The sequence below is a fragment of the Microbacterium sp. W4I20 genome, assembly GCF_030816505.1.
Classification (GTDB): Bacteria; Actinomycetota; Actinomycetes; order Actinomycetales; family Microbacteriaceae; genus Microbacterium.
Map to the genome: position 1 here is coordinate 1,977,013 of NZ_JAUSYB010000001.1, position 11,941 is coordinate 1,988,953.

An 11,941-nucleotide genomic window follows, 5' to 3' on the forward strand; every position below is an offset into this window, starting at 1 on the left:
TCACGCCGTGTGACGGGGCCAGGCCCCGCCCGGGAAGGCGCTGACCGAACCGAGTTCGTTCGTGACCTCGGTCATGAACGAAGCCGCAGCCTCGTTGGCCGTCATGACGATGCTCACGAGGTTCACCACGTCGGCGATGAACGACACGACCGCGGCGATGATCGTCGCGACACCACCGGGCGCCCCGAACACGGACACGATCTCTGCGATGCCGAGCCCGACACCGACCGCCGTGGTGATCGCCGCGATCGAGAAAGCGACCCAGAAGTCGACGATCGCATCGGCGAACGTGTTCAACTGCTCATCGATCATCGTGCACTTGGCATAGATGTTGTCGGATGCCGGCTGCTGCAGCTCCACGCGCGCGGAGTAGGCATTGTAGGCGGCTCCGGTCCAGTGACCGGTGCTCGGGAGCGACGTGAGGACCACGGTCGAGGTCGCCACGGTGGCCGGGGTGCCGACGCTCTGCACCCAGCTGATCCCGGTCTGACGAAGCGTGTTCGGGCTGCCGACGTAGGCGAAGATCTCCGCCGTCTTCTGGATCGCCTCGTTCACCTTCTCGAACATCTTGCTGATCAGCTCGTTGAGCCGCTCGATCAGGTCGCCGATCAACGGGATGTGGCTGGCGAGCTCGAGGACACCGTTGATGATGTCGACGACCGTGCCCGCACCGTCGACGAACTCATCGAACTTCGACCGCGAGCGATCGACGTCGGCGGCGTTGTCGCCTCCGCCGTGCGGGGAGGTGCGGCCGGACGGCGCGTCGGGACCACCCGAATTCGGGCGCGGACGTGGAGGTCGGGGAATGCTAACCATGGTGACGTCTTCTTCCAGTCGTGAGTTCTACGATCAGCTGTTCAGCCGGGTCTGCCATGCCGATGCTGCCACCGGCTGAGCAGGGATATCTGTGTCGGGGCGGAGCTCCTGAGGCTCGGTCTCCGGGGCGACCGAGGGGTCGCCCTCGCCCTCGGGCGTCGGCTGCACGTCGCCGTCGGGCTGCACGTCGCCGTCGGGCTGCACGTCGCCGTCGGGCTGCACGTCCGCCACCCCGTCTCCGTCTGCGTCGCTGACGGCGTCGGGCACTTCACCGGTACCGCCGTCGGTCTCGCCCGTCGGATCGTCGGTGACGACGCCGGTCTCGCCGGTGCCGCTGTCGGTTCCGCCGTCGATCTCTCCGTCGACGTTCACCTCACCCGTGGCCTCCAGGCCGCCGCGGTCTCCGCCGTGGTCGACACCCGCCGCGTCGTGGTGCAGCTCCGCTGCCTTGTCGCGCAACTCGGCGGCCTTGTCCCGCAGCTCGGCGGCATCCTCCCTGGCGTCCGTCATCTCCTCGACGGCCTCCTCGCGGCTCTCCTCCAGCTTCTCGATCTGCTCGCGGATCTCCGCGGCCTCCGCTCGCTGTGCGGAGGCGTCGGCGCGAAGCGCGGCGGATTCGGTGCGGGTCTGCAGAGCACCGGTCTCGTCACCTGCGGCCTCCTGCTGGGTGGCCTTCAGGTCGAGCTCGGTCGCACGGCGCTCGCCGTCGGTCGCGCTGCGGTCGAGCTCGGCAGCCCTCTCCTCGAGTGCGTCGATCTGCTTGTCGAGCGCTTCGGCCTGCTCCTGCGCCTTGTCGGCGTGCTCGTCGGCGCGGTCCGCCTGCTTGTCGAGCGCGTCTGCGCGCGCATCGAGCTGGTCGGCCTTCGCGTCGGCCTCCGCACGCGCCTCGTCGTCGGTCGTCTCACCGTCGAGGGAGCCGTCCACTCGCGGGTCGTCCACCGACCCGGTTCCCCCGCCGCCGGTTCCTCCACCGACCGATCCGCCGCCGGATCCGCCGCCGGACGAACCGCCACCGGATGAGCCGCCACTGCTTCCGCCGCCGGGCTCGGTGTACTCCGGCTCGACGTCCTTCGTCTGGTTCTTCTCCGACTCGACGTCGGTGGTGTCATAGGCATCCGCGGTCAGGCGGAGCGAGTCGGCGAAGCCCGTGTGCGCGTCCGGTGCGGTTCCCAACAGCGCAGCCATGGTCGCCTGGAACGTGTTGTACGCGCTCGAGGCCTGCCCGCCGATGAAGGAGAAAGCTGCCGCATCGATGGTGAGTCCCTCGGCGGCCGAGGTGACATTGCCGTAGGAGCTGGCTGCCGTGTCCCAGTTGGCGGCGTCCTTGCGGAGGTAGTCGGTCTGAACGTTGACCTCGCCCTCCGGCCCGAAGGTCGACGGCGACGGCTGCGGCGACGGCTCGGGCAGGATCGACTCGCCCGGCACGTCCGGCAGCGGCCCCGGCGCCGCGGGCTGAATGCCACCAGAGCCGTTGACACCACCACCGCCACCGCCGAAGAGATGACTCCCCGCGCTCACCACCTCATCGAGCGGGGTGGCGGCATCGAGCACATTGCCGAATGCGCCGAGGACGTCGCCCTCCGCGACATTCGTGCCGAAGTCGACGATCTCGTCGATCGGGTTCACCGCGTCGACGACATCGCCGAACACATCTCCAAGTCCCATTGCTGTTCTCCCTGCCTCAGCGGATGGCGCCCATGCGGCGCATCAGCTCGTGGGGGTTGTGCGCGATCTTCGTCAGCTGCTCGATCGCGGGGAAACCCTCGTACTTGTTCTCGCGTTCGCGAGCTGCCATCGCCATGACGTTGTTCAACGCCCGGACGATCTCCTTCTCGATCACACCGTCGTTGGTGTTCCTGACCCATCGCTCGTCGAGCTTCACGGCGGTGATGGTGTCGCCCTCGCGCGTGACGCTGATCGTCTTCGAGGAGTTCACGCCATCTCGCGCCTGTCGGGCACGCTGCGCACGATGAGCGAGGAAGTCCGCCTGCTCGGCGTCTGCGGCCGCGTACATCTCGCGCAGCTGCTCCCGCCCTTCGAGCCCCCAGGTCGAACTCGGGTCGCCCAGCTCGACCGGCTCCGGCGCGGGCATCGGAGCGCCGCCCTCGTGGTCGGGGCTCTCGGAGTACGCCTTCATCCACTGCCCGGCGCGCTGCCCGAGAGCATCCTGGTAGCAGGAGCTCACCGCGAGACCAAGCGACTCCTCGCCGATCTCGTCGCGCCAGTCCTCATCGAGGGTGAGCGACTCGACAGCGCCGTTCGCGGCGAGAGTGAGAGTCACGGACCCCTTCTCGTCCTTCACCGTCACCGCGGTCAGCTGCTCCGACGCCGTGGCGAGCGCGCGCAGTTCGCGCTGCAGCTCGCCGGCCGTCTGCTGCAGCTCTGCCATCAGACGGTTGGCGTCCGCCATATCCAAACTGACCATGGGCTCCCTCTTTCTCAGACCTTTGACGCAATCCTACGAAGCGCCTCACGATGAACATAGGGGGAGAAGTGCCCATGGGCCCTCTCACCCGGCTGCGCGCCGCGCCCGCCCCCGTGCGACCAGCAGCACGACGACCGAGATCGTCGCGGCCGCACCGACACCCCAACCGACGATCTCCCGGGCCGGGTCGAGTGGATCCGCGTCCGGAGCGACCGAGATCGTCCGAGGCGGGTCCGGCTCCGGCTCGACCGGTTCGTACGCCGGGGACTGCGGGCCCGGAAGTGTTCCGTCGTCGACCAGTGCGAGCGCTGCGGCGGGGCGCACCTCTCCCCATCCGACCGTGTCGCTGGGCTCGGCCGGGGCGACGCGCATCGCCGACTGGGTCAGACGGAACGCCCACTGGTCGGGGGACTCGTCCGGGTAGCGTGCCGCGACCAGCGCCGCCGCCCCCGACACGACCGCCGTGGCGTAGCTCGACGACGCCGAGTCGCCGTTGAAGACGCAGTCGCCGCCCGAGATGTACGCCGACGGCATCGACTGCCCCGGTGCGGCGATGTCGACGTGCTCACCGGCATACGAGGAATCCGCGTTCCACGTGCCGTCCTTCAGCACCCCCGCGACAGCGAGCGCACCGGGCAGCTCGCCCGGATAGAAGTGCGCGGGGTCAGGACGGTTGGAATCCGCGGTGTTGCGGTTTCCCGCGCTCGCGATCACCAGGGAGCCCCGCGCGTGGGCATAGTTGACGGCATCCGTGTACAGCCCGGCCGAGTTGTCGTCGGACAGCGAGACGTTGATGATCTGCGCTCCGTGATCGGCGGCCCACCGGATGCCTGCCGCGACCGAACCCGCGCTCGGTCCGACGACATCGTTCGACGACTGCCCGTCCTCGGGCGCGGATTCGAAGGCCCGCACCGGCATGATCTTCGCCTCAGGAGCGATTCCCACGACTCCCGAGCCTTCGACCGGCCGTGCAGCGATGAGACCCGCCACGGCGGTGCCGTGGCCGAACAGATCGTCGTCGGCACGCGCCCTCCCGTCGCCGAAGGTGCTCGCACCCGCCACCAGTGCGTCCCGGAGGTGCGCGTTTCCCGCTTCGACGCCGGAATCGACGACGGCGACGGTGACCCCTCGGCCGCGACTGAGCCCCCACGCCTGCTCGAGGCCGAGCCGGTCGACGAGATAGCTGCCTCCCGAGACGAAGACCCGCTCCCCCGGGGTGCACTGCTGGCCGGCATCGACGGACGGGCCCGATACCGCAGCGACAGGGGCATCGAGGGGCAGGGTCGCTCCCGCCGTGCCCAGCACGGCGACGAGCCCCAGAGCCGCCACCGCGTCGCGCAGGATGCGCGCTCGCATCAGTTCGCCTGCCCGGATGCCGTGCTCTGCGCGATCGCGCGGCTCAGCGTGGGTCCCTGCTCGAGCAGCTGAGTCCATGCGGTCGGCACGGTCACCGATTCCTCGGCCGCGTATCCCAGCAGCGCCATGTCCTCCGCCGATTCGACCGGGAAGTAGACCCCCGCCTCCGAGACGAAGCCGAAGGTCGACCCCTCGCCCTTCGATCGGGACGTGATCGCCGCTCCGGCACCGGGGGTGACACGGGTTCCCGGTTCGAGGTCGTCGGGGGCGGTCGCCACCGACACCAGGGGTCCGTCCGCGGCGGGCGTCATCTGCAGGCAGGCGGTCGAGCCGTCCGCCGATGGGGCGGGCACGCTCTCGGGCCAGTCCGCGGGGATGGCATCCGAGTTCACGTCGACCAGGTCGGTCGCCTCGGCCACCGTCATCACCGCGGGCTCCACCCCGACGTAGGCGGTGAAGAGCTGGCGGGCGAAGGCTGTGGCCGGCACCAGCCGCCCGTCACCGTCTGCGACGTACTCGGCGACGACCTTCCCGTCGGACTGCGTCTGCACGGCCTGGCCGATCAGGAGACCCGCGGTGTCGGCATCCTCCCCCAGCTCACCGCCGAGGTCGACCGCGAGGGGCGAGCCCGGCGAGACCAGGTTGAGCCACAGCCCCGAGACGGACGGGACCGAACTCACGTCGTCGATCCCCAGGAAGACGCTGGCCACGACCGCCACGTTGTCGTCGGCGACGGCGTATCGCCGATCTCCCTGGATGAACCAGTACCGGTCGCTGTCGTCCCTCACGAGGGCGCCCTGGTCGTCCGAGCCGACACTGTCTCCGAGGAGTCGTGTCGATATCTCGAGCGGGTAGTCGGCGGCGACGCAGCTGAGCCACGGGTCGTCGTACTGTCTGTCGGGTGCGGGAAGGTAGTCGGGCGCACCGTCGATCCCGACCGGCGAGGGATCACGGCTGATGCCGTCGAGTTTGCCGGCGGGAACGGACGTGATCTTCGCCGAGCCGACCAGCAGGCGGGCGCTGGCGAGATTCTTGACCGGATAGAGCGTGCCGTCCAGCGCGACGTACCGCGATCCCTCGCCCTGGACGACGATGATCGCGCCGTCGCGCCAGTCCTTCGGGAGGCTGCCGGTGAACGTGCCGATCAGCAGCGAGACGATGACGGTGAGCACGCCCAGTGCGACGCTGACCACGACACCGCGCAGCGGCTTGCCCGGGGCGAGCTCACGGCCACCGGGGGCACCGCTGACGAAGGCACGCTGAAGACGGCGACGGTTGAAGGCCTGCGCCTGCAGCAGCTCGGATTTGGATGCCATGGATCAGAACCAGCCCCCGGCGATGATGGCCAGGGGAAGCAGCAGCGCGATCGTCGCCCACTCCGCGAAATCGGCGAAGCGGGTGAGTCGCAGTCGCGTCCGCGGGTTCAGCAGCACGACGACGATGACGCAGACGGCGGCGGCAGCGAGCCCGATCACCAGGCCGCCCATCCATTCGGGGTGCGTGAGGATGGCTGTGACGATGCTCAGCGCGACGCCGGAGAGCACGCCGGCAGCGACCGCCACGATGTCGAAGCGGGAGTACACCTGGCGCGTCCCGAGGAACATGCCCATGTACGTCACGGTGCACAGCAGCAATCCCCAGAACCCCGATGCGACGACCGGTACCGTCGCCACCAGCACGATCACGCAGAGCGAGATGCGCAGGGCGACCTGATACCGATGGGCACGGCTGTAGAGCTTCGCCACCTCTTCCGGGGAGATGTGCGACGGAGCGTCGTAGACCTCGGACTCCTCGCGCGCGGACACGACGCGCAGCGGTACCGACGCGAGAGCGACCCACGGCGCGCCCAGTCCGGCGATGCCGGCGACCGCCATCGCCGCCGCCAGCGTGCCGGCCACGGGGGCATCGAGCCAGGCGACGACGGCGCCGATCACCAGGAGCATGCCGCCGACGGCGATGGGGATGAGACCGTACTCCCGCAGCCGCTTGAGTGCGAGCAGGGCGATCACGCCGAACACCAGCATCGCGGCACCGCCGATGACGAGCGGCACTCCCCAGCCGGGACCATCCGGGAGCACGGTGAACCCGGCCACGCCGACGTACACCGACGAGACCAGGGCGAGGGCCATCGTGGCCTGTTGCGGAGCGCCGGTACGCGCCATCACGAGTGCGCAGATCAGGAGAACGATGGCAGCGGCAGCCGTTCCCGCCGCCGTGACGATCGTTCCGCTGCCCGTCCACGCCCAGACGGCCGGGACGAGTCCCAGGAGGAGGAGGACGGATGCGACCACGGTCGCCGTGGTCACGGAGCTCTGCGTCGACCAGCTCGGGGCATTCTTCTCGACGGCATCGGCGACGGCCTCGACGAGGTCGTCGTAGCGCTTGGCGAGGGCAGCGGACGCCCCCTGCTCGAGCACGAGGAAGTCGCCGTCCTGGACGCCCTGGGCCGCGAGGGTGCGGTCGCCGTCCAGCGGCACTCCGTCAGCGTGGACCAGCCGGAAACCCGAGGATGCCGAGTGGCTGTCGAGCATGCGCAGGCGTCGCGTCAGCGAGGGGAGCACCTCGGCGACGGGGACGCCGCCGGGGACGCCGACGTCGATCCGCTCGGACTCCCACTGCACGGAGAGCCGGATGAGTTGCGAGGACGCAACGGCTGTCGTCTGCGGCGACATGGGACCCCCTGCTTTCAGTGAACGCGCGCGGTTCAGACTATCGCGCGGACCATCGGATCTCGGCGCGGTGCGGCCGTCGACTACGAGTCGTCGTCGTCGTCCGCATCCGCCGGTGGCGCGTCCAGCAGCGCCAGATCGTTCCTGGTCACGAGCCGGCTCGAGACGGCGTATTCGACCAGTCGAGCCTTGCGGTTCACCGCGAGCCGCCCCTGCCCTCCGCGCATGCCCTGCACACCGATGCGGTCGAACTTCTCGCACACGTTGTCGAGCTTGCGGTTGAATCGTGTGCTCGTCCAGCCCAGACGCTCGGCGGCCTGCGCGGAGCTGGGGATCTCGCTGATGCCGGTGCCCTCGCGCTTCAGTGCGGGCTCGGCGAGCGCGAGGATCAGCAGCTTCTGCCGCAGAGTCAGGGGCACATGTCCGATGGTGGACTGCCCGCCGTCCGCGCCGCCGCTCGAGTCGATCCGGAGCGCGGCGCCCGTGGAGTGGATCGTGAACTCGTACGTCGTGGGACCGGCGGTGAACACCACCGCGGTCTGCTCGAAGACGATCGGCAGTCGCGCACCCGGCGCCAGCCAGGCGTTGACCCCGCCCGAGGAGTCGGTCACGGTCGCCGTCAGCCTCGCACCGATGTTGGACAGCCACCACAGACCGTCGGAGTGGGAGATCTCGAGGAAGTGCCGATGCAGGAACAGGTTGTCATCGTCCAGTTCCAGATCGCCCCGGCGGCCCACGTAGAACGGCGCCTCCGGTTGCGGTGAGTAATACTCCCCCGCGAATTCGACTGTGATCTCCATCAGCCCCCACACCCCCTGGTCGTCCTGCAGTTCGGATCGCTCACTCGATGCATCCCCGCGCGGCTTCCGACGCGCGTCCATCGTCGCGGCGCAGTATCACGTCGATGCAGACCGCGCCCGGCCCGGAGCTGAACTGGGCGCTCGGCTCCGGCGTCTGCTGCGGGTCGACCTCGCCGGACATCTGGACGACGTTCCAGATGAACGTGTCGCCCTCGAGCGGATCCTCGTTGCGCCACGTGAACGACACCTGATCGCCCGTCCTGGTACCGGTCACCTCGACGACCTTCGGCACCGCGTCCGACACGACATCCTGCGGGCTCGCGGATTCCGTCGCCTGCGGCGTCGGTTCGATACCCCCGACCAGGATGTTCAGGAGCACGATCCCGCCGATCACCACAACCGCGGCCGCGGCGGACAGGAGGATCCACAGCCCGGTGCGTCCGCGCGGCTTCTCGGCCGGTGCTGTCGCAGGGGCGTCTCGGAAGGAGGGCGCCGGCGGCAGGACGGATGCCGCGGCCTCCGGCACCACGACCTTCGGCCCGCGCACGATGGTCCGCTCGTCGCCGTCGGCCTCGCGGTCGGGTTGCGGTGCGGGAGGAGCGGGGACCCTGACCTGCGTCTGCTCCATCGACGCCTGCGGCGGCGAGTCGAAACGCGGCACATCGGGGGCGGCCTCGGGTCCCTTGCGCTGCGTCGTCGCCGAGGGACGCGTGGCGGAGGAGATGTCCGGATCGATGCTGACGATCTCGCGGACCCTGGTCAGGCCATCGCCGTCGTCTTCCCGCTCTTCGGCCGGAGCGTGGTCGTCGACGATGTCGATCGGGGTGACCGAGTGCGACAGTTCGATCTGCACTTTCTGCAGCGCGCGGGCGAAGGAGACCGCACTCGGATACCGATCGTCGGGGTTCTTCGCCATGGAGCGTTCGAGCAGGCGCTGAAGGCTCTCCGGAGAATCGGGGCGGCCGAGTGACGGCAGCGCCGCCCGCTCGATGCGCTCGATGAGATCGGCGCTCGAGTTGCGTTGCCCGGGGCGTTCGAACGGCGAGCGCCCGGCCAGCAGGGAGTAGACGGTCGCGCCGAGAGCCCAGATGTCGGTGCGCGGACCGCTGCGAGGAGGATCGGCGAAGGACTCGGGAGGCGACCAGGGAACGGACATCCCGGATGCCTCAGCGGTCGTCCCCGCGGTCGAGGCGATGCCGAAGTCGGTCAGAGCCGGCCGGTTGTATTCCGTGACCAGGATGTTCGCGGGCTTGATATCGCGGTGGAGGACACCCGCGCGGTGCGCCGTCTCGACTGCCCCGGCAACCTGCACGCCGACGCGGAGCGCCTCGGCGACCGAGAACTGCTCCTTGCGGGTGCGCAGCTGCAGATTCGGTCTCGGACAGTACTCCATGACGAGATAAGGGCGCCCGTCGCCCGCGACGCCTGCCTGATAGATGGTGACGATCGCGGGGTGGGTCGAGAGCATGGCCATGACGTTGGCCTCGTCGGCGAACTCCTGAGCGGCGTTGCCCGCCAGCCGATCGGCGAGCAGGACCTTGACCGCCACGCGGCGTCGCGGCATCTGCTGCTCGTAGAGGAAGACATCGGCGAAGCCACCGGTCCCGAGAGGCTCGACGTACGTGAACCCCGGCAGCTGCGGGGGCGGCGAAGGCCGACGGCTCACGGCAGATCCTCGAACGCGACGGTCACTCCGTCTCCCAGATCGACGACATCTCCGGACAGGACCAGCGTCTGCTCCCCGGGGTGCAGACGAACAGGGTCGGCGCCCGGGCGGAGCAGGGTCGAGCCGTTGGTGGTGTGAAGATCGATGACCACGACCGTGTCGGCATCCGGACGCACCTCGAGGTGGCTGCGCGAGATGTCCTGCTGCGGGCTCTCGACCGCCACGAGGTGCGGCAGGTTCTCGCCGCTCGCCCGCTGCGATCGCGGGCGACGGCCGATGATCACGGTGCGGTCGAGCTCGACCACCTGTCCGGTGGAGACCCGGATACGGCCGGACCCGGCGGGCGTCACCGGGATCACCTGGGTCGGGGTGTCGTTCGCGACCGGCGTCTGCTGCCGGAGCGCGCGCAGCTCGGCCGCCGAGATGGTCGCGCCGTCGTGGTCGCCACCCGCGTCGAGCGGGAGCGGCGGGTGGGCCGTGGCCTCGACGATGCCGGGCGCGGTGTGCACCGTCTCTCCGAAGAGCTCATCGAGCTCGTCGGGCTCGTCGGGCTCGTCGACGTCGCTCGGCGGCGCCATCGTCGCTTCTCCCGGGATCAGGGTGTTCCCGTCGACGGAGTCATCGACCGGTGCCTCTTCGGGCTCCGGTCCATCCGGCTCGGAAGACGGCGCCTCGGCGGCGGGGACATCCGGCTCGATCTCGATGGGTCCGTCAGCCGCCTCGTCCTCGGCAGTCTCGGATGCGACTTCGTCGGCCGGGACTTCCTCGAGCGGGATCGTCTCGGCCGGGACTTCCTCGGCCGGGACGGTCTCGGCCGGGACTTCCTCGACCTCTGCCGCCTCCTCGACGTCCGACTCGATGGCGACATCCGGGACATCCACCTCGACCGCGGCATCCGTCTCGTCCGCGACATCAGGCACGTCAGGGACATCCGCGGGAGCAGCGGAGACGCTCACCGCCTCAGCGGCCTGCGCGACCGCGGCAGCCGTGGCCGCTCCGAAGAGCGCCAGGGCCGGAGCCGGGATTCCGCTGAGCACAGCCGCGGACACGCCTGCTTCCTCGGACTCGATCATCGGCACGGGGCCCAGCACTGCGACGATCGGCTCCGCGTCGCTCGCCTCGAGCTCCGCGCTCACGGCCGCGGCGCGCACGACACCGCTCTGCACCGGAAGGCCGGACGCGGCATCCGTGCCCTCGACGGTGATCTCGATCCGCGTGGCTCCGCCGACGAAGCGCTCGCTCCAGGTGGTCACCTCGGCACCGGACAGCTCCTGCGCGGCATCCCCGCCACTGCTCACGCGGGCCACCACGCCGCCCCGCAGGGCTATACGCACGTCCTTGCCCTCGGCGACGGCTGCGGCGAACGGCGGCAGCGATGCGAACGAGCCCCCGACGCTGGAGGTGAGCACATCCACGACGCTCGCCAGGGTCTTCTCGGCGGGGAGTCGATCCCACAGACGCGCGACGACTTCGCTGGACACGCCGGGGGGAAGTGCGACGAGAGCCCCCGGAACGACGATCAGATACCACTGACCCGGTCGATAGATCGTCTGCATCAGCGAACCCCTCCTGCTGCCTCGCGTGGACGAGTGTCCATGTCGATGTCGGTCTCGAGAAGTGTGCCGGGGCGCGAGGCCACAGACACGGCATCCGCGATCACGACGGTGATGTTATCGCGCCCCCCGGCCTCGAGCGCCTCGGCGACCAGAAGCTCGGCTGCCTGCTGGGGATCGGTCGTCAGCGTCAGGATCTCGCTGATCCGCCGGTCGGACAGCTCGGAGGTCAGTCCGTCCGAGCACACGATGATCCGGTCGCCCATCTCCGCGGGGAACAGCCAGTAGTCGGCATCCCCGGTGCTGCTGGCGCCGATGGCGCGGGTGATGATGTTCCGCCGCCGGTCGGTCGCCGCGTCTTCGGGGGTGAGCTCCCCCGCTTCGATGAGCTCCTGAACGACGGAGTGGTCGACCGTGATCTGCTCGAGCTCGGCGTCGGCGAACCGGTACGTGCGCGAGTCGCCGATGTTCAGCGCGAGCCAGTAGCCCATACCGTCGACCGAGGCGATCACGACGCCGCTGAGCGTGGTGCCGGCGCGACCGTTGCCGGAGGTGGACAGGTGTTCGACGCCCTCTCGAGCCCGCTCGAGTGCGAACCGGACGTCGTCGAGCTCGATCGACGTCCGACCGATGAAGAGGGCGAACTCCTCGATCAC

10 protein-coding genes are annotated in these 11,941 nt (G+C 69.7%); all 10 read right to left on the reverse strand.

The window, feature by feature from the left end; all coding sequences use genetic code 11:
- Nucleotides 1-816: a hypothetical protein gene (locus QFZ21_RS09615; RefSeq protein ID WP_307377183.1), complete on the reverse strand. Its 816-nt coding sequence runs from the start codon at nucleotides 814-816 to the stop codon at nucleotides 1-3.
- Between the two features lie 33 nt (nucleotides 817-849).
- The gene (locus QFZ21_RS09620; protein ID WP_307377186.1) at nucleotides 850-2,481 is read right to left on the reverse strand and encodes a type VII secretion target; all 1,632 of its coding nucleotides are present in this window, start codon (nucleotides 2,479-2,481) and stop codon (nucleotides 850-852) included.
- A 16-nt stretch (nucleotides 2,482-2,497) separates the two neighbouring features.
- A complete protein-coding gene (locus QFZ21_RS09625) occupies nucleotides 2,498-3,241 on the reverse strand; it encodes a YbaB/EbfC family nucleoid-associated protein (RefSeq protein WP_307377188.1) in 744 nt (247 codons plus the stop codon).
- 84 nt (nucleotides 3,242-3,325) lie between these two features.
- Nucleotides 3,326-4,597, reverse strand: a complete 1,272-nt coding sequence (locus QFZ21_RS09630; RefSeq protein ID WP_307377191.1) for a S8 family serine peptidase — start codon at nucleotides 4,595-4,597, stop codon at nucleotides 3,326-3,328.
- Nucleotides 4,597-5,913 carry a type VII secretion protein EccB gene (locus tag QFZ21_RS09635; protein WP_307377193.1) on the reverse strand — a complete coding sequence of 439 codons (1,317 nt, stop codon included), beginning with the start codon at nucleotides 5,911-5,913 and terminating at the stop codon, nucleotides 4,597-4,599. The genes QFZ21_RS09630 and QFZ21_RS09635 overlap by 1 nt, the downstream gene beginning before the upstream one ends.
- A 3-nt stretch (nucleotides 5,914-5,916) precedes the next feature.
- Nucleotides 5,917-7,269, reverse strand: coding sequence for a type VII secretion integral membrane protein EccD (eccD, locus tag QFZ21_RS09640; protein ID WP_307377196.1), 1,353 nt, complete (start codon nucleotides 7,267-7,269; stop codon nucleotides 5,917-5,919).
- Nucleotides 7,270-7,349: 80 nt separating this feature from the next.
- Nucleotides 7,350-8,069 (reverse strand): hypothetical protein, encoded by a 720-nt coding sequence (locus QFZ21_RS09645; RefSeq protein ID WP_307381269.1) that lies wholly within the window; start codon nucleotides 8,067-8,069, stop codon nucleotides 7,350-7,352.
- A gap of 37 nt (nucleotides 8,070-8,106) precedes the next feature.
- Nucleotides 8,107-9,732: a serine/threonine-protein kinase gene (locus QFZ21_RS09650; RefSeq protein WP_307377198.1), complete on the reverse strand. Its 1,626-nt coding sequence runs from the start codon at nucleotides 9,730-9,732 to the stop codon at nucleotides 8,107-8,109.
- Nucleotides 9,729-11,288: an FHA domain-containing protein gene (locus QFZ21_RS09655; protein WP_307377200.1), complete on the reverse strand. Its 1,560-nt coding sequence runs from the start codon at nucleotides 11,286-11,288 to the stop codon at nucleotides 9,729-9,731. Before QFZ21_RS09655 ends, QFZ21_RS09650 begins: the two co-directional genes overlap by 4 nt.
- Entirely contained in the window at nucleotides 11,288-11,941 is a 654-nt protein-coding gene (locus QFZ21_RS09660) for a PP2C family serine/threonine-protein phosphatase (RefSeq protein ID WP_307377203.1), read from the reverse strand. Before QFZ21_RS09660 ends, QFZ21_RS09655 begins: the two co-directional genes overlap by 1 nt.

Excerpts from the sequence above, each read along its gene's own strand:
- QFZ21_RS09620 (WP_307377186.1), bottom strand. The coding sequence starts at position 2,481 with ATGGGACTTGGAGATGTGTTCGGCGATGTCGTCGACGCGGTGAACCCG.
- QFZ21_RS09625 (WP_307377188.1), bottom strand. The coding sequence starts at position 3,241 with ATGGTCAGTTTGGATATGGCGGACGCCAACCGTCTGATGGCAGAGCTG.
- eccD (WP_307377196.1), bottom strand. The coding sequence starts at position 7,269 with ATGTCGCCGCAGACGACAGCCGTTGCGTCCTCGCAACTCATCCGGCTC.
- QFZ21_RS09630 (WP_307377191.1), bottom strand. The coding sequence starts at position 4,597 with ATGCGAGCGCGCATCCTGCGCGACGCGGTGGCGGCTCTGGGGCTCGTC.
- QFZ21_RS09635 (WP_307377193.1), bottom strand. The coding sequence starts at position 5,913 with ATGGCATCCAAATCCGAGCTGCTGCAGGCGCAGGCCTTCAACCGTCGC.
- QFZ21_RS09655 (WP_307377200.1), bottom strand. The coding sequence starts at position 11,288 with ATGCAGACGATCTATCGACCGGGTCAGTGGTATCTGATCGTCGTTCCG.
- QFZ21_RS09615 (WP_307377183.1), bottom strand. The coding sequence starts at position 816 with ATGGTTAGCATTCCCCGACCTCCACGTCCGCGCCCGAATTCGGGTGGT.